Genomic DNA, 17384 nt, shown 5'->3' with positions numbered 1-17384 from the left:
AGCGTTCGCTCTGACGTTTTTTCGGGGTTCATTATGTAGAGCAGCCTAGCGCGGAGTGAATTGTGGATAGGTAGGCTCTTGATGTATGGCGTAGTCCGTCCCTCCATTTCATAAGGCTCTGTAAATCTTCCCTAGTAATGTACTCAGTGATGTTGGCACGGTGAGCGATCTGGTTCACATTATTCCCGACACGCCCGAGAGCAGCCAGCAGGTCACTGGACATCTTTGCATCGACATTCACGATCTTACCATGCAATGCCATATACTTTATGTAAGTAGGGGTCTTCATGTTGCACTCAGCCGCTTTTCGCTCGACTTCTTTCCACTCATCCATTGTGAACGATAACTGTTTGTACTTCCTGTTTTCTAACTTTATAATATCTACCTCCTCGATGATGTTGTAAAGATTGTGGGTTCTAAAAGGGTCAGGGTTCCCTTTTAGCCAATTCTGCCACGCAGTAGAATTGGAAATTTTTAGGCAACAAAGCATAAGCAGCTTGCCGCTAAGTCGTTAAACACAATAAACAACCTCACTGCAGTAGTGCAGCGAGGTGTGGAGAATTATGCATTGGGCGCAGATATGCCCGCGGGATATGGTGAGACGATGAACTACATCAACGAGACGAAGGTGGACGATTACGAGTTCCTGCGTTTTCGTATCACTGAAAGATTCAATCAGGTGCTTAGGGACGTGTATTCGGCTAATGTGGACAGAGCCGAGAAAAACATACCCTCTGCAATTTCTGACAGCAATAAGATTACTGGATTCATGCTGGAACTTCTTGATCAGGTCAAGGCGGGTAATGTAGAGATTGAAACACCTATGGACACTGTTGCTCTGATGATGGTAAAGATGGGAGTCTCTGAACAGAAGATGGTGGATGTTTTGGGTGAACTGTCGGATGATGGGGATAGCATTTCTGAGGTCTGTGCTTCAAGTGATTTGAAGTGGTCTAAAGCAGTCTTTGGCAGAAACGAAGTCCAAATAAGGTCCAGTAAGGAGACCACGATCCTTATCCGATAGAAAAGACAAAAGCCCAGCGACAAATATATCGCTGAGCTTTCGTTGTTGTGTTGATGGTTCATTTGGCATTGATCAGATTATTCTACGTATTCTATGCTGACCCCTTTTTCCTCAAGTGCTTCTGTTATTTCATCATTGAGCTGATCATTTGATACAATCACTTTTTTCAAACTTTTGAGGTTTAGCAACGATTCAAAGTTTGTAAAATCAGTATGTGCAATATTTATCTTCTGTAAATTATCAAGACCATCAACTGAAAGCGTACTTAAATTTTTCACTCCATGCAAACTTAGTTCAATAAGATCAGTACAGCAGGATATACACTGTAAATCAATATTTTCATTTGTGGTTATTATGATCTTTTTGATTTGTTTTGCTTCTTTTAGTGCAGATATATCGTTCAGATGTGGTGCAAAAGAAGTCAGGTCTTCGAGCTCATAGAGTTCTTCCAGTCCATTAAGTGATACTAAGTCATCGCTTATTATTTTAAGTTTTTTTAGTTTGTGATTATTATATAGAAAACTCAAATCGGAAAAACTTGTTCGAAAAGTATATAAAATGCTAAGTTTTTCGCAGCTTGAAATCGGCTTAAAATCGGTGACATTAGGGGTTTCTAGATACAAATAATCCAAGTCATTTAATTCTGTAAGGAAATCAATATTCGTCACATCATCTCTGGAAAAACTTAACTCTTTTAATTTTGAAAGTCGTTTGAGCTTATCAAAATCATCGTAAAGCGTTAATTTATCGATAGTTAACCGTGTTGATCTGTTGTCATAAACTTTTTTACCTATAATTGTGTGGGTGTTAAAAAATATACAACTAACAATTGTTGCAGTAATAGCTATTATCATTATCATGACTAGGATTATTTTTTTCATAATGTATCACCATCAAAATTATGATTTTGGAATAATATCAAAATCTCCACCATTATCTATTATATCGTATACTTTGAAAGGAATTACATCTCCTCTATCAGTAAACAGATACTTATTGATATAATAAGGACTTTCCCATATCTCAGCGCTTTCATAATTATCAAACGGGCCTTCTTCATAAATCAAATCTAAATTTGGATCTTGGTAAGTATGATGTTCAGTAAGTGAAATATTGTAATTACCTTTATACATAGCTTTAGCTATTTCTTCTTCATATTTTCCCATCAAATATTCAGCATACTGATTTAATACCGAATATTCTATTCCCGCAGCACTAAGTATAAGTCCTATGACAGTTGCTTTTGTAGCGTCTTTAACAACAAGTGAAACAATCATGCCAGCACCGGTTATTATATCTCCGGTTTTATCATAATGTTCCTTAATAAAATCAATAAATGATTTGTCCTTGCCTATATCAGCCATAAATTCTTCGTAGCCATGTAATACCCACTTAGTACTTGCCAAAACTGTTCCACATGCACCAATATCGTTACCTAGCAATTCTTCTTTTGTTGCATTTCTCACACTTTCCAGGGCAGAATTGTCCGTATCATTATCCGTATCATTATCCAAGCTCTGCATCTCAGCATATTGTTTCACAAAAAGACAAAATGTTTCATCGCTTAAATAAAGTGTCTGATCCGTCTTAAAATAAACTAAATCTCTTACATTGATTTTTCTGACTCCACCGTATTTCGCATAAACCCAGTTATCCTCCGAAACATGGATAGTATACTCGCCCTCATGGTTGTTAGTCGGGTTATTAACATATATAGTATATTCTACATCTTTTTCAAGTGCAAAAACATATGTTATCTCTGTACCCTCGTTTTTAGGCTTTATTTCTACAGGTGTAACTTGTTTTTCTTTCTTCTTAAAAGTTCCCTCTTTATAGAATATTTTTACGGTTGATTCATAATCGTCAGTTGAATATTCTCCTTCGGGCGTTGTTTCATTAGTGCCTGTTATTGTAAAAGCAAAGTCGCTGTTTCTTGAAGGCGTTAAACTGAATTTGCCATCTGTCCTGTCTTTCTTTCTGGTTCTGGTAAAGACAAGCTCATTTTTCTGACAACTACCGCTATCAATGTTAGTCTGTCCGGGTTCTACATGATCTATCATTTTATCAAGATCATCTTGTGTAATTGTTGGATTCTTACCGTTTACGCTTTCGCTGTCATCAAGCAGGCTATCATCAATGGTGATAGTGTTATAATTCATTGGCTCCGGATCTTCTTTATCCGTAAAATCATCAAAGTCACTGTCTTTTTCAGTCGGATCGGTTTTTATAGGCAGGATCTGGATATTTCTGATTCCTTCGAGCTCATCATTTGTAACAATTTTATCCCACAGTTTCTCCCACCAACTATACTGAGAAAAAGCTTTTTCGACATAATCTTTTCCGGATTTTAATTTCTGGCAGTCTCCAATAGTTGGTAAAATCGCCTCGTGATTAGAATCCCATTTTATTATATCTTCGCCATTAAAAGAGTATCTGATTTCCCTAAGATCAATAAGTCCATCTCCGTCGGTATCAGCATAATCTTTTTCATTAAACTCACTGATAGGAGTGATTCCATCGATCATATTTTTATAAGCGTCAGTAATAGGTTCGTTTAAAACAACTTCTTTCCAGCCATTCGGAAGAAGAATTTTACTTCTTTTTTTACCGGCATCACCATGTTTACCTTTGATGAAATTAAAAGTTTCCTCTCCAAAATCACCATAATTAGTTCTTTTCTGATTTTGTGTTCCACCTGTACCTATTATCAAATCATCAAACTCAAAAGTATTGGCAATTATTATTGCGGTCATTTTATGAGATATAAGATTCTCAGTTACATATTGCAAATCTTTTTTAGAATAATCCGGTATGCTATACTCTACGTATACATAATACCTATCAGAATTTTCTCTCAAAAGACTATTGCAGTTTTTCATAAGAGTTTGATAATTCGATTTATAATTAAACTCATAATTACTTTTAGCTGTTCCTTGTACTTTATTAAGTAAAGCATTCAGCTCATCTTCGTTTGTAGCATACTTATTTCCAGTATCTAACGCAGGAATTGTTCCGTCATAGTCAGCAGCATAAATACGCACATTTCCATTTCTGCCATACTCATCAAAAAGCCTTGTCGCTGTATCTTTGATAGCAGTTTCAACTTTATTTTGATTCGTTCCTTTCTTTGCATAAGCATGGAATACCACATCGATAGGAACACTTGCAGCATTCTTGGTGCTGGTCAATGAAGCAACACTTAATGGCACGCCCACCATACCAACAGGACTTACCGAAGTATTTACAGTAGCAAATTCCTCGGGCTCGATACCTAGGGTTTCAAACCATTTTTCCATATCAACAATGCAGTATGTACCAAGTTCGTCAACGGTAGTGGTAATGCTGTTATTTTCGGTATCGTATTTTGTTTCGATAGGCAGGAGCATACCAATATCATCAAAATACTTGAAAACATTGAATCTCTTTACGCCCTTAAAATCATCTGAAACCTCAGCATACGCGCTGTCGTTGTTTCCAATTACGTTGGGATCGATATCGAAATTCAGCGTCACATCGCCGAGTTCAATGCCTTCTTCACACTCAAACTCGGGAACAACACCAACTACCATATCACTTTCAATAACAGTTGAATACTCGCTTTCATCGGCATTGAATGAAGCCAACACATCATCTGAAGCTGTTATATCAAGGGAAACCTTGAAAGCGTTGTCATCTGTGTTGATATTTGAAAGAACTTCCGAACCCGCCTCGATTCTATACTCTTTCTTTTCTTCACTAGAAGATCCAGTCTCAGGATTCTGCATACAAAGTCTGCTCAGCTCGACAAGATCCATAATATCGATCTTACCGTCATAGTTGACATCAGCGTTTTCCAGATTCAGCGCATTGTCACCAACCGAACGAACAAGCCAACGCTGCAGAAGATCTTTATCCTTAGTGTTTACTACACCGTCGTTGTTGACATCGCCTTTTATTTTTTTGCCGGCGTTTCCTTTTAAATTATACATACCCTGCGAACTTTCTTCCTCAGCATTTGCAGGTAAAACTGCTGACATACTTGTTATCATTGCCAATGATAACAGCCCCGAAACAAAACGTTTCAGTTTTTGTGTTCGTTTGTGATTCATTTTAACCCTCCTATATAAAAATATACATGCCGATATGGCAAGGCGAATTACTCACAATAATAATTCGCAAAAGTAAGTATATCACGTTCATTTTAGAATGTCAATGAATTAACACTCGATTTAGAAGTATATACTTAATCTTATGTAATTAGCCAATTACTACAATATAAATTACACAAAAAACTTCAAGTACAAAAATATTCGCACTTCATCTTTAGTTAAAATTAATCGATTTCGTTGTTTAGTCTAAAAAATAGCCACACCCGAAGATGTGGCTATCGACCCGCTGTTAATCGTCTGTATCAATTGTTTTGGTATGGATAGATTACTTCTTTAACGCTATCCAGATAAAGCTCTCCTCCTTGGCAGTATCCCACAAGATTGCTATTATCGCCCCAGCCTTTTTCTGACAGCTTCCGTTATCCTCGCCAGTTCAGCCAATGTCCCCTCAATATCGGGGACTTCCTCAGACCGCCCGCGGTAATACATCTCACCGACAAATGCCATCTCGCCCAGATCCTCTGCGCCTATCGTCCTGGCAGCACCTTTCAGGGAATGCAGCTTTATCATGGCATTCTCCCTGTCGTCATCCGCCGTGAACTTGCGTATACTCTCGTCATACTCCTCCGCCGAATCCGCAAAAGCTTCCAGTGTCAGCTTATAATTGTCCTCGCCGCCGCAGTGCTTTATGCCTGTCTCCGCATCAAGACCATCAATGCCGCTGAATCCTTTTTCTGCCAGAGCATTCTCTCCTGCGGCAAGTTCTTCTATCTTCGCACTTCCCTGCCATATCTCGTTGGTGAAGCCCTGCTCGTTCATGATGTAGTCGGGGTCATCGTCGATCATCTGTATCATCGCCGCCGCAACATCGGGGTCGAACTGGGTTCCGCTGCATCTGATGAACTCGTTCCTGACCTTCTGCTGCTCCATAGGCTTAGAGTACGTCCTCGTTGAAGTCATGGCGTCATAGCAGTCCGCCGCGCAGATTATCCGCGCAGCCTCGGGGATATCCTTGCCTTTCAGCCCGTCGGGATATCCGCTGCCGTCATATTTCTCGTGGTGCGATCTCGCACCCGTAGCCAATCCCGGCATCTCGGTTATGGAAGAAAGTATCTCACTGCCGATGACAGTATGCCGCTTTATCTGCATGAATTCTTCGTCCGTCAGCCGCGAGGTCTTGTTAAGTATATCCTCGCTTACGCCTATCTTTCCGATATCGTGCATAAGTCCCATGCGGAATATCTGCTGCTGATCCGCTTCGCTCTTTCCAAGTCTTCTTGCTATCTCAGCCGAATATATAGCCACACGGTTTGAATGACCGTTGGTATAATGGTCTTTCGCATCGACGGTCTTTGCCAGAGCCATCATCATCTCCAGCGACAGCCTTTCGCTTCTTATCTGCTGTCTGTCGACCTCGCTCTTCAGTCCAGATTGCAGCTGATAGAGTTCTACTGCACGCTTCGTCCTCTGTATCAGCACCTCGGGGGAGAAGGGCTTCTTCACATAATCCGCCGCACCGTTCTTGAATCCTGTGCTCTCCGCTTCGGCGCTGTCTTCGCCTGTAACGAAAATAACCGGTATATCCCGAACCTCCGGGTCTTCTTTCAGCCTGCTGAGAACTTCAAAACCGTTCATTCCCGCAAGGCTGATATCCAGCAGAACAGCGTCTGGCAGCTTGCTCTTTGTAAGAGATATCGCCTCTTCACCCGTACCGCAGGTGATGACATCAAAGGATTTATCCAGAATATTCTTCGCCGTCGTCCTGATGACCTGATCGTCGTCCACCACCAGTACCTGGGGTGCAGTGCTTACCCTGCGCCCCTCGGGAACAGTCTGATTTTCCAGCTTTTCATCAGGCAGCATACCTGCCATCATCTTCTCCAGACGTTCACCGTCGATGGGTTTTGAAAGATAATCGTTGAATCCCGCTTCAATGTAAGTCTCACGTGCCCCGGATACCGCATTCGCAGTCAGAGCCACGCAAACAGCGTTCTCTCTGCCCTCCATCGCCCTGAGTCTTTTCAAAGTCTCGATACCGTCCATATCGGGCATCATGTGGTCGATAAAGTAGATATCATAGGTATTAAGCGCCGCAAGTCTCAGCGCTTCCGCACCCGATGAAGCAGTATCTATGCCAACCATGGTCTTTTTAAGCAGCCCCTTGAACACCGTCAGGTTCATGGCATTATCGTCCACAACGAGAACTCTCGCCGTTGGAGCATGGAAAAGTTCTCTGTAAATATGTACGCCCTTGCCAACAGTCGAGAACCTCTTTGAGAAATCCCCGATAGGCTGCCATTTCGTGACTTTCTGCTCCACCTCAAATGAGAACACCGAGCCCTTGCCGTAAACACTGCTGACTTCCAGCCTGCTGTCCATCAGGTCAAGGAGCTGTCTTGTGATGCTCATGCCAAGCCCTGTTCCCTCAATAGAACGGTTCCTGCCCTCCTCGATTCGGGAGAACGGCGAAAACAGTCTGTCCATGTCCTCCTGCTTTATGCCCATACCCGTATCGCTAATAGTGAATTTAAGCTTAATACTGTCCCTGCTGACTTTCTCGTAGCCAACCTCGAAATGCACACTTCCCTTTTCGGTGTACTTCACAGCATTTGTCAGCAGATTCAGCGCACACTGCTTGACCCTTATCTCATCGCCTACAAGCAGATGAGGTATCCCGCTGTCAACATTAACATCGAATCTCAGACCCTTTTTGTCAGCCCTGGGGCGTACCATATTCACAAGGTCGTTTATTGCCGAACCCAGCTCGTACTGTGTCAGTATCAGCTCCATCTTGCCCTGCTCGACCTTTGAGAAATCCAGTATGTCATTTATCAGCGAAAGCAGTGTCCTACCCGCATTCCTGATATCCTCAGCATACCCGATTATCTGACGTTCCTTGCTCTCGCGCAGTATCATCTCGTCCATACCGAGGACCGCATTGATAGGTGTCCTTATCTCGTGGGACATATTTGCCAGAAATGCCGATTTTGCGCGATTAGCCTTGTCAGCTATCTGTCTCTGCTCCCGCAGATGCTCCATGTAGTTGTAGTGCTCGGTATCATCGATCAGCCTGTACAGGCTTCCGAAGTTCTCACCCTCATAGTCCAGAGATTCGATGCATGGAGTGTATATGCGCTCATCGATGGTTATAACATCTTCGTCCTCTATAGCCTGTTCGATTATATCCAGCGTTTCATCGGGCTTCTCCACCAGCTGAGGGTAGAGAGTCTTTGCGGGTTCGTTGAAATACCTTACCCTGCCCTCTGTATCCACGGCGATAAGTCCCTCTGAAAGCTTATCGACTACGTATTCCCTTGTCAGTTCAAGGGTATCCAGCAGGTCATACTTGAATATCGCTATATACATTATCACGGTGCTGACAGAATATCCCAGCACGGTTATATTGTATCCGTGGGTGATACCCGAAAGATATATGATATAGCAGATGACCTCCACCACTATTGAAGCCGCTATATACCACAGCCTTTTCAGATTCTTCTTGTTCTTCTCCTTATATATCGTCTTAAAAAGTATCATCAGACCGTAAAAAATATAGCTTATCAGGAACAGAGTGTACACATGATGCCAAGGTCCCGCGTCATAGGTCAGGTGCGGATGAACTCCGTTCTTTGTAAATCCAAGATTGCGATAATACAGATGATGCCAGTCATTTGTCATCACCGCCACATAAGTCAGCGCGTGAAAAGCCCCGAGAAACAGCATTGTGTTCTTTTTCGTCCTCACTCCGCATAATTCCACCAGAAATATCAGCAGTGAAAAAGGTATCCATACCGTACCCACATACGATAGCTTCTGCGCGGTCATCGCCTCATCATAGTTGTCAGAAAGCATTACCTGCAGCATTCCTGCATTGTTTACCATGGTAGCCGCACAGTTCAGCAGCAGATATCCGTGTATCCTGCTTTTCCAGTTTCTGAATATATAAGCGCTTTCAAACAGCAGACCAAATATACTGATATACTGTATAGCAAGCACAAGAGCATACATCCGACGTCACCCCTTTTAGCAATATTTTGCCGTCCCCGCTCCCCCGCGAACAAGGACATTATCCCAACTTAATTATACAACACACTTACCTTAATGTCAACGACCGAAAACAGGCACTTCCGTGCTCCGAAAGTGCCATTTTCCACGCATCTGCGCCACGACAGCCCACTGTTCATGACCATAGACTGTCCTTGCTTAATGCAAAAAATATTTCGTGAATGACCCCCGCATCCTCTGCGGCAGATCATAATTTACAGCAATTACCAACTATACATCATGCCCATGGGTTTGTTGACTCGGGCGGACGTATCCCCGCCAGCAAAAACTGCTCCCAAAGGTACCACTTGCCATCCTTAGCCATTCTCAGCTGTATTGGACGGGGGCTGTCTGCACCCCCTGACTGCAAGTACAGCTTAGCATAGCCGCTGTCCTGATAGGAATAGAGATTCTCGCTGACCTTTACGGTATAAGGCTGTGCAGGTTTGTAATCATTACCGGGCACTGCACCGCTGAAATAGCTCCTCGGAACATAATCCGCATCCCTGAATCTGTCTGCAAGGAACTGCTGTTCATAGGTAGAAAGCGGCTGAGGTCCTTTGAGGAAATTCAGCATCTGTATGCAGGCGTCTTTATCCTGTGAATAGAAACACAAGGCAAGTACCGTCAGTGCCGCGGTTTTGAAAGGGTCGTCCATCGCCGCCTGAGGAAGCGCTGTAAACTCCGCAAAATTATCGGGGAGTTTAGCGAATACCACATCTACCGTTTTGTTGCCCGAACTCTGCTGTGTATTCTGCGCAGGGGGCGCACCTATGTTGTCAAAAAGACCCATTTTTCAAACCTCCTTATTATCAGCCCTGAGCCATCACATGATATCTTATGGATATCGGCGCGTTCAGCTTGAACCATGTGTTCTTGTCGAACCTGTCCATATGGTCGATGGAGATATGCGCTATGCTGTATTCCTTGATAAGGAATTTCACCTTGATATCGGGCTGTTCGCTTACTGAAATATTTGTAAATCCGAGAGCTCTCAGTTCATCGATGACTGCGCGGTAATCTCTGCCGCTGTAACCCACGCTGGAATAAGGAACACAAGCCTCACCGGGGTGGGCGGCTTTTTCTTCATCGGCTGAAAGCGGCATATAAGCCGTTATCAGCCATGGAGTATCAGCAGGGAGCCATTCGCCCTTTTTGATATCCGTCTTGCCGTTGGCGGTTATGGAGATTATGCCGTTAACAGGCATACCCGCTTTTTGCTCGGTGGAGCGTACTATGGTAACATTTGTGAAACCCGAGGCTTTAAGGGCATTGGCGGTCTCAACAGCGTCTTTCTTTATGTAAGTGTTTATATTTTCGTTTATGGGCACACTGCCGTGGGCAGAACTGCCCTTCTCCTCCTCATCGAGGTACTGCACGATACTTTGGAATTCCTTAGTCTTGCACCACTCATTGCACTCGTAGGCACGCACAGCGTTCAGTGGGTGGCTTCTGGTGGAGAACATCATGAATTCCAGGGTCTTATTGAATGCCGAGCCGCTCACAAGGTCGCGGTACTCCTTAGCCTGTTCCAGGAAAGCTTCGGGGTTTGCCTGTACGGGAGAATCCTTTTCACAGCCAGCCAACCTCATGCATACTTCAACAACGCTCTTGCTTGAACCTCCGCAGACCGCAGCTGCTCTGTCAGCCGAGAATTCACTGCATCTCATCCAGTAGTAGAAAGCCATCTGCAAAGGCGCGGTTATCACAGGTGATAGTCCCAGGATACCTGCCGAGCCGCCGAGTATCAACCTGCCCATAGTGGAATACAGCACATGATGGCAGGCGATATGTCCGCACTCATGCGCCAGCACCGAGGGTATAAGCTCATGGGGCAGAGAAGCCACCAGACCTGTGGTCATTACGATGAAAGGATCGTTTTCACCCGAAGTATAGGCATTGGGGTACGGGTCGGTGGTCATGAAAAGCTCAGGCACTTTTATGCCCAGACGTTTGCATATGGGTTTGAGCATCTCGTAGTACTCAGGCATCTGGTTCTCGCTTATCCTCACCAGTGTTGACATATTCATCAGTTTGAACTGCTTTTCGTTCCATATCTTCATGAATCCTTTCAGCAGCGGAGTAAAGCCCGGTATGGCTTTAAGAGCATTCAGCGCCGTGCGGTCGGATTCGTGGATAAAAAGGTCGGGATTAACAGACATTTTTGTCACCTCATATTTCTTTAGTCTTTTATTTTTTTACACAGTGTACAACAGACAGCTTAATTTTCATTGTGCGCCGTTAACACCTTGAACTCATTATAGCACATCACAACAAAATATGCAATACTGATTAATAATTTTCGTTTATTTTGTTTCAAAATTTCATCTTGCAGACACAATCCGCTTACAGCGTTCATTTGGATAGAAAGATATTTGCTGTATACGCAGATTTCCCGCCGCAACGGCTGACAAAAAGCTCTCTTCATTGCATTAATAACAATACAAAAAGACTGTTGCCTCACGCAGCAGTCTTTTTGCTTTGGATAAAAATATATGGTTGGTGCTTTAAATAAGCTTTGTACGCATATAGGTCAGCAGTTTTTTCTCCCGACGGGAGACCTGCACCTGGGTCATGCCGAGTATCCCTGCGGCTTTGGTCTGGGTCAAGCCTTTGAAATAGCGCAGTTGTATAAGGTGCCTGTCCTCGGCTGAGAGTTCGGCAAGTACTTGCCTTAGTGCCAGTTTATCGGTTATCTCCTCATCGGGCGGGTCAACGGGCAGATCTGTCTGGGAATCGCCGTCCTCATCGCCCATGGTAAGGCTCAGGGCGGGCTGAGAGGAATTCAGGGCGGCGATGATATCCTCGGGGTCGGCAGCGAGAAGTTCCGATAGTTCGGATATGGTGGGTTCTCTGCCCTTTTGGTGGGTGAAATCCTGGGTGGTGCGGGTTATTTTCAGTGAGAGTTCTTTCAGGCTTCGGGAGACTTTTACCGTGCCGCCGTCGCGGAAAAGCCGCTTTATCTCCCCGAGGATAACAGGCACGGCATAGGTGGAGAACTTCACTCCGCGGCTCTCATCGAAGGCTTTCGATGCTTTTACAAGCCCCATACAGCCTGCGCTGTAAAGGTCATCGTACTCGATACCCCGCCCGCGGAAGCGGTTGGCGCAGAGGTGTACAAGCCCGAGGTTGTCCTCGGGAAGATGGCTTTCCTCGCGGCTCATAGGCGTTTTTTGCCCTGCACGGTGCGCTCGAGGATGACCGTCGTGCCTTTGCCGGGCTTGCTTTTTACTTTGATCTTTTCCATGAAAGTTTCCATGATGGTAAAGCCGAGACCCGCGCGGTCTTCCTCGGGTGAAGTGGTGTACAGCGGGGTCATGGCCTGTTCAACATCGGGTATCCCACAGCCTTTGTCCTGTATCTTTATGCTGATGCGGGAATCCTTGAAGATGCGCACCTGCATCATAACTTCGCCTGCTGTATCACGGTATCCGTGAACTATTGCGTTTGTGACAGCTTCCGAGACTGCCGTTTTGATATCCGAAAGTTCGGAGATATTGGGGTCAAGGACGGAGAGAAATCCGCTGACGGCAAGGCGGGCAAAGCGCTCGTTTTCCGATAGGGCGGGGAATGTCAGTGTCATTTCGTTAAGTGGTCTGAGGGGCGGTCTGCTCAATTTTCTCAGCCTCCTTTTCTTTGAAAATATCTTTGGGTATAAGACCGCGGAGGTCATCGGTGATGGGAGCGAGCCTGTCCACCCCTGCAAGACGAAGCACTTTTTTTATGTAGGCAGGGGGTCTTGCAACGATGACTTCGCCGTCCTGCTCATTCATTATCCTGTATCTGCCCATTATTAGCCCTATGCCTGAGCTGTCCATGAATGTGACGGACGAAAAGTCGATGACAAGTCGGCGGGGGTGTTTTTCGGCTAATTCACGGTCTATATCGGTGCGCATGAGCCTTGCGGTATGGTGGTCGAGGTCGCCCGAAAGCTCCGCAAGGGTCACGCCGCCTGTGGTCAAAATTTTTATCAATTTAACTGTCCTCCTTTATTTTTTCAGCCGCGGTGGGGGCTGTCGGTATCATCATGATAGCATGGCAGGTGCGGGAAATTTGTCAAAAGCGGGTAGTGTCACGGATAAGACATTCGGCATAATATGACAACGGAGTGGCTGAGAAGTCCCCCTGAAATAAAAGGAGGAGATGTAAATGGATAATACCGAGATGGATATCCTGGAGAGGATATTTGACAATGACGGTGTTCCCGATGCGGCAAGCTGCGCTGTCGCAGGCGGGACACTTCCGAAAAACCTTGCATTTGCCATGGCATATGTGCCCTTTCAGCCCTGGGAGAAGCCTTATGAAGATGACACTGCACTTTCCCGCGGGACGGCTTTTCCCTGTCTTGATAAACCTTTCATAGGAGAGGAGGCTGTGAAGAATGCCCGTACTGAATGACAAGCAGAAGCTGATGCGCCGCATTCAGCAGTGCTGTTTCGCTTTGGCAGAAGCGAATCTCTACCTTGACAGCCATCCCACCTGCAAGATGGGTCTGGAATATTTCAGAAAGCACAAGGCTGAAAAAGAGAAGCTGGAAAAAGAATACAACGAGAAATACGGTCCCCTGACAGCTGTGCAGTCCGAGGGTACCAAGAAATGGGAATGGGTAGCAAAGCCTTTTCCCTGGGAGAGAGGTGAGAACTGATGTGGATGTATGAAAAGAAATTACAGTACCCCGTAAATATCAAAGATCCGAACCCCGCACTGGCTAAGGTGATAATTAGCCAGCTGGGCGGTCCAGATGGAGAATTGGGAGCATCCCTGAGGTATCTGAACCAGAGATACTCCGCCCCCTGCAGAGAGGTTCAGGCTATGCTGACGGATATCGGCACAGAAGAACTCGCCCACATGGAGATGATAAGCGCCATACTCTACCAGCTGACCCGCGGTCTTTCCATGAAAGAGATAAAGGAAAGCGGTTTTGACACCTATTTTGTCGATCATACCACAGGCATCTATCCCGTGGCGGCTTCGGGTGTGCCTTTCACGGCAGATTATTTCCAGAGCAAGGGCGACCCCATAACCGACCTGAATGAGGATATGGCGGCGGAACAGAAAGCCCGCACCACCTATGACAATATCCTGCGCCTTGCAGATGACCCCGATGTGCGTGACCCCATAAAGTTCCTGCGTGAAAGGGAGATAGTCCACTATCAGCGTTTCGGTGAGTGCCTGCGCTTAGTTACGGATAAGCTGGACAGCAAGAATTTCTATGCTTTCAATCCGTCGTTTGATAAGCCATGATCTGCCTGTAGCAGGCATTTTGTACTCTTTCAAAAGTCTTTCAAAATAAATATGCGGGGGATAGCCGTACTCTTAAAGCACGGTTATCCCCCGCATCAATTCTTATATTTTATATTGCTATTCGGGACATCTCCTAAACAGTTCACTCATCCCTCTTAGAATACTCTTTCACTGATACCCTGAAAGCCACAACGTACAATACCGCCAAAACTACTATTATGACCGCACATACAGGCACAGGCATCGATAAATGCACAGCCTTGTCTACTGTTGAACTGTGTCCGCTTTCGTCCGACATACTTGTAATGCTAGTCAATGAAAGTACTACCGAACTTGACATTAATATCGTTGCGAAAATACTGTAAAATAACTGTACTTTCTGATAACCTAACTTGAAGCACAGCGGATAGTATATCAGCACAGGCACCGATACGTAGAATAGATTCACAACTGTAACAAATGCCGCCTGACCTGCAAATCCCTCGCTGAACGAACCGTGTATCAGCCCGCCGATAAGCATTCCCAGCGGCAGAAACACTACTTCAAAAACTGCTATAATAACAGGCGGAAGATACCTTACCAGTACAATGTCGCTATCCGAATATGGCATCGACTTTTTGAATGTGCCTATGCACTTCATGCCGTCATAGGCAAATGACGATGCCAGAAGCATCACACCGCATCCTCCGAATATCGATAAAAAACCGATACTTGTCGCTCCTGTTGCCGCTACCATAAAAACATTACTCAGCAGACCGAATATCACCATTACAATAACACAGATGAACAGTCCTCTCATCGTGTACCATTCGCTGAGAAAAAGTCCTTTTATCTTATTACTTGCCATATCATGCATCCTTCTTCCTGAACAGGAGTATGGATACTCCCCAAGATATCAAGAACAACACCAGCGACAGGCACATGAAAACAAATCCGCCGCCAAATATCCTGCCGTCCTGTACACTGTCCATTATCATCATGTTCGATCCACCCATGAATCCGCCCAGCAGCGCACCTATCAATACCCTTAAACCGCCTACGGTATTATAGAACTTGAAGTTTACAGGCATGAATATTATCGAAGGCATGAGCCCCATGCCAATACCGCCGAAAAGCATTTTAACTGCGTTCAGCACATTTTCACTGTCCATTTGTCCGCTAATCAGCAGACATGATATCATCACATCACCCGTCACGATCAGTGTGATAAAAGTAATTATCAGCGCCATTATGTACTTCGAGCTGACTATCTGATTGCGGGTGTAGGGCATGGTCAGTACACCGATGTGCCATTTGCTCTGCATCTCCTGATTGATGATAGATGCAGGCATCAGCCCCATCATCATGAATATCATGCCCACGGGAAAACCTGCCAGCTTCTGCCCTTTCAGCACTGTTCCGATTATCATCACCGCATAAAAAGCCAAAGGCACTATAAAAAATAACTTGCAGGTGTTGCATATGCTGTATTTTTCCTTTACCAAAAGACCTTTCATCGTCTTCACCCTCTTTTGTTTTCTAACATATTTCTGTTTTCCTGAATATCCTTACCGATATCATATAGGAAACCGCCATCATCACCAGCGTTGCCGCAAACATCACAGCCGCCGTGTCCACGGAAAAATCGATCTTGTCTCTGAAAATAAATGCCAGAGCTGTGATCGCACATAAGATCATCATCGAAAACCCCATTACGGTGTTCGCCCTTTTGAAGAAGTATATCAGCGGCAGGCTTACCGATGGCATGACCAGTGCAGTCACCATGAACATTATTGCGGTGGTCAATAATCCACTCATCGGTGTCGAACCTATCAGAGCGCCTATACCAAGTATCAGCGATACCATCAGGCATCCTGCCAGACTCACGATCAAGTTCAGCAGATATCTTGCGCCGATCATTTTTTCCTTTGATATGGGTGTAAATGCCAGCGTCTTTTCGTAGCCCGTGCGGTGATCGTCAGCTATGACCATCAGCGGCAGTAAACAAAAGGTCGCTGCAATGGCAGGACCTACCGCAGGGTAAAATTTTCCTGAAGCCCCCGTCATGATCGCACACATTAACGTTAAATATAAAGGATATGCAAACACCGGCCAGCTTTGGCGGATAAACAACATATCCTTTACCAAAAGACCTCTCATCAGGCTATCTCCTTTATCATAAATACAAACAGTTCCTCAATAGTCACAGGGCTGAGATTCATGCCCGCAGGAACACCGTCACGCTTAACTAAAGCCTGTACACCGTACTTGCCCGACTTTTTGCCCCTTATGGCATCGGGGTCAAGCTCACTAAGATCATCCTCGGTACAGCTGAGTATCGCATACTCTTCCAGAAGAACGTCCTTTTCCTCGTTCAGCAGTACCCTGCCCTTGTGTATGAATGATATGTAATCGCAGAGCTTCTCCAGATCGCTTACGATGTGTGAGGATATCAGTATGGAATGTTCCTCATCTCTCGTGAACTCGTAGAATATATCCGTTACCTCGTCCCTGATAACAGGGTCAAGACCGTTGGTAGCTTCGTCCAGTACCAGCAGTTTTGCGTTGTGGGAAAGTGCTATGGCTATGCCCATTTTCATCTTCATGCCGCGGGAAAAATCCTTGAACTTCTTGTTCTTCGGCAGTCCGAACTTGTCCATATAGCCCTCAAATACCGCCTCGTCCCAGTTTCTGAAAGTACACTTCATCACCGAGTTTATCTGCTTGTACTTGAAAGTATCGGGTATACCCACATCGTCAAGAACTACGCCCACATCTTCCTTGATGTCAGCAAGCTCCTTGTCGGCATCTCTGCCGAGGATGGTTATACTGCCCTGGTTCTTGTGTATTATACCCAGCAGGCACTTTATCATGGTGGATTTGCCTGCGCCGTTCTCACCTATGAGACCCAGTATACATCCTCCGGGGAGAGTAAGGTCCACACTATCCAGCTTAAAATCCTTGTACTCCTTTACAAGACCCCTGATCTCTATCGCATTCTCCAT

17 protein-coding genes are annotated in these 17384 nt (G+C 45.0%); 4 read left to right on the top strand and 13 right to left on the bottom strand.

Translation table 11 applies throughout. The features are described 5' to 3' along the window. Positions 1-31: 31 nt before the first annotated feature. The gene (locus tag BM265_RS11255; RefSeq protein ID WP_081358434.1) at positions 32-490 is read right to left on the bottom strand and encodes a plasmid mobilization protein; all 459 of its coding nucleotides are present in this window, start codon (positions 488-490) and stop codon (positions 32-34) included. Between the two features lie 78 nt (positions 491-568). On the opposite strand from BM265_RS11255, the gene BM265_RS11250 reads away from it, so the two are divergent. After that, the gene (locus BM265_RS11250) at positions 569-1024 is read left to right on the top strand and encodes a hypothetical protein (RefSeq protein ID WP_074961860.1); all 456 of its coding nucleotides are present in this window, start codon (positions 569-571) and stop codon (positions 1022-1024) included. A 77-nt stretch (positions 1025-1101) separates the two neighbouring features. On the opposite strand, the gene BM265_RS11245 is transcribed toward BM265_RS11250, so the two are convergent. The 8 genes from BM265_RS11245 to BM265_RS11210 all read right to left on the bottom strand — a co-directional run bounded on the left by BM265_RS11245 (position 1102) and on the right by BM265_RS11210 (position 13130). Continuing rightward, positions 1102-1905: a leucine-rich repeat domain-containing protein gene (locus tag BM265_RS11245; protein WP_074961858.1), complete on the bottom strand. Its 804-nt coding sequence runs from the start codon at positions 1903-1905 to the stop codon at positions 1102-1104. Positions 1906-1923: 18 nt separating this feature from the next. Next, the gene (locus BM265_RS11240; protein WP_074961856.1) at positions 1924-5112 is read right to left on the bottom strand and encodes a dockerin type I repeat-containing protein; all 3189 of its coding nucleotides are present in this window, start codon (positions 5110-5112) and stop codon (positions 1924-1926) included. Positions 5113-5499: 387 nt separating this feature from the next. Beyond that, positions 5500-9120 carry a response regulator gene (locus BM265_RS11235; RefSeq protein WP_074961854.1) on the bottom strand — a complete coding sequence of 1207 codons (3621 nt, stop codon included), beginning with the start codon at positions 9118-9120 and terminating at the stop codon, positions 5500-5502. A 274-nt stretch (positions 9121-9394) separates the two neighbouring features. Next, entirely contained in the window at positions 9395-9949 is a 555-nt protein-coding gene (locus tag BM265_RS11230) for a DUF6935 domain-containing protein (RefSeq protein WP_074961852.1), read from the bottom strand. A gap of 19 nt (positions 9950-9968) precedes the next feature. Further along, on the bottom strand, positions 9969-11318 hold the full coding sequence (locus BM265_RS11225; protein WP_074961850.1) for a M48 family metallopeptidase: 1350 nt from the start codon (positions 11316-11318) through the stop codon (positions 9969-9971). A 345-nt stretch (positions 11319-11663) separates the two neighbouring features. After that, a complete protein-coding gene (locus BM265_RS11220) occupies positions 11664-12320 on the bottom strand; it encodes a sigma-70 family RNA polymerase sigma factor (RefSeq protein ID WP_074961848.1) in 657 nt (218 codons plus the stop codon). After that, positions 12317-12739 (bottom strand): anti-sigma F factor, encoded by a 423-nt coding sequence (gene spoIIAB / locus BM265_RS11215; protein ID WP_074832966.1) that lies wholly within the window; start codon positions 12737-12739, stop codon positions 12317-12319. The genes BM265_RS11220 and spoIIAB overlap by 4 nt, the downstream gene beginning before the upstream one ends. A 4-nt stretch (positions 12740-12743) precedes the next feature. Next, positions 12744-13130: an STAS domain-containing protein gene (locus BM265_RS11210; RefSeq protein ID WP_074961846.1), complete on the bottom strand. Its 387-nt coding sequence runs from the start codon at positions 13128-13130 to the stop codon at positions 12744-12746. 175 nt (positions 13131-13305) lie between these two features. Here BM265_RS11210 and BM265_RS11205 point away from each other — a divergent pair, with 175 nt between their 5' ends. From BM265_RS11205 to BM265_RS11195, 3 genes are read left to right on the top strand one after another with little or no spacing between them, the layout of a single operon-like run. Continuing rightward, a complete protein-coding gene (locus BM265_RS11205; protein ID WP_074961844.1) occupies positions 13306-13554 on the top strand; it encodes a spore coat associated protein CotJA in 249 nt (82 codons plus the stop codon). Then, complete coding sequence (locus BM265_RS11200; RefSeq protein WP_074961843.1) at positions 13538-13801, top strand: spore coat protein CotJB; 264 nt, start codon at positions 13538-13540, stop codon at positions 13799-13801. The genes BM265_RS11205 and BM265_RS11200 overlap by 17 nt, the downstream gene beginning before the upstream one ends. Then, positions 13801-14400, top strand: a complete 600-nt coding sequence (locus BM265_RS11195) for a manganese catalase family protein (RefSeq protein WP_074961841.1) — start codon at positions 13801-13803, stop codon at positions 14398-14400. Before BM265_RS11200 ends, BM265_RS11195 begins: the two co-directional genes overlap by 1 nt. A 142-nt stretch (positions 14401-14542) precedes the next feature. Here BM265_RS11195 and BM265_RS11190 read toward each other — a convergent pair whose 3' ends face one another. The 4 genes from BM265_RS11190 to BM265_RS11175 are packed head-to-tail and all read right to left on the bottom strand — an operon-like array spanning position 14543 to position 17384. Further along, complete coding sequence (locus tag BM265_RS11190; protein WP_177219581.1) at positions 14543-15247, bottom strand: ABC-2 transporter permease; 705 nt, start codon at positions 15245-15247, stop codon at positions 14543-14545. Between the two features lies 1 nt (position 15248). Continuing rightward, on the bottom strand, positions 15249-15896 hold the full coding sequence (locus tag BM265_RS11185) for an ABC-2 transporter permease (protein WP_074961839.1): 648 nt from the start codon (positions 15894-15896) through the stop codon (positions 15249-15251). A gap of 22 nt (positions 15897-15918) precedes the next feature. Next, entirely contained in the window at positions 15919-16539 is a 621-nt protein-coding gene (locus BM265_RS11180; RefSeq protein ID WP_074961836.1) for an ABC-2 transporter permease, read from the bottom strand. Further along, positions 16539-17384: an ABC transporter ATP-binding protein gene (locus BM265_RS11175; protein ID WP_074961834.1), complete on the bottom strand. Its 846-nt coding sequence runs from the start codon at positions 17382-17384 to the stop codon at positions 16539-16541. The genes BM265_RS11180 and BM265_RS11175 overlap by 1 nt, the downstream gene beginning before the upstream one ends.

It is taken from the genome of Hominimerdicola alba, from assembly GCF_900112155.1.
GTDB classification, from domain to species: Bacteria; Bacillota; Clostridia; order Oscillospirales; family Ruminococcaceae; genus Hominimerdicola; species Hominimerdicola alba_D.
This window is presented reverse-complemented; position numbering and strand designations above follow the sequence as displayed.

Bases quoted from the DNA above. Each gene is read 5' to 3' on its own strand.
- BM265_RS11255 (WP_081358434.1), bottom strand. From the start codon at position 490: ATGCTTTGTTGCCTAAAAATTTCCAATTCTACTGCGTGGCAGAATTGG.
- BM265_RS11245 (WP_074961858.1), bottom strand. From the start codon at position 1,905: ATGAAAAAAATAATCCTAGTCATGATAATGATAATAGCTATTACTGCA.
- BM265_RS11240 (WP_074961856.1), bottom strand. From the start codon at position 5,112: ATGAATCACAAACGAACACAAAAACTGAAACGTTTTGTTTCGGGGCTG.
- BM265_RS11235 (WP_074961854.1), bottom strand. From the start codon at position 9,120: ATGTATGCTCTTGTGCTTGCTATACAGTATATCAGTATATTTGGTCTG.
- BM265_RS11230 (WP_074961852.1), bottom strand. From the start codon at position 9,949: ATGGGTCTTTTTGACAACATAGGTGCGCCCCCTGCGCAGAATACACAG.
- BM265_RS11225 (WP_074961850.1), bottom strand. From the start codon at position 11,318: ATGTCTGTTAATCCCGACCTTTTTATCCACGAATCCGACCGCACGGCG.
- BM265_RS11220 (WP_074961848.1), bottom strand. From the start codon at position 12,320: ATGAGCCGCGAGGAAAGCCATCTTCCCGAGGACAACCTCGGGCTTGTA.
- spoIIAB (WP_074832966.1), bottom strand. From the start codon at position 12,739: ATGACACTGACATTCCCCGCCCTATCGGAAAACGAGCGCTTTGCCCGC.
- BM265_RS11205 (WP_074961844.1), top strand. From the start codon at position 13,306: ATGGATAATACCGAGATGGATATCCTGGAGAGGATATTTGACAATGAC.
- BM265_RS11200 (WP_074961843.1), top strand. From the start codon at position 13,538: ATGCCCGTACTGAATGACAAGCAGAAGCTGATGCGCCGCATTCAGCAG.
- BM265_RS11195 (WP_074961841.1), top strand. From the start codon at position 13,801: ATGTGGATGTATGAAAAGAAATTACAGTACCCCGTAAATATCAAAGAT.
- BM265_RS11190 (WP_177219581.1), bottom strand. From the start codon at position 15,247: ATGGCAAGTAATAAGATAAAAGGACTTTTTCTCAGCGAATGGTACACG.
- BM265_RS11185 (WP_074961839.1), bottom strand. From the start codon at position 15,896: ATGAAAGGTCTTTTGGTAAAGGAAAAATACAGCATATGCAACACCTGC.
- BM265_RS11180 (WP_074961836.1), bottom strand. From the start codon at position 16,539: ATGAGAGGTCTTTTGGTAAAGGATATGTTGTTTATCCGCCAAAGCTGG.
- BM265_RS11175 (WP_074961834.1), bottom strand. From the start codon at position 17,384: ATGGAGAATGCGATAGAGATCAGGGGTCTTGTAAAGGAGTACAAGGAT.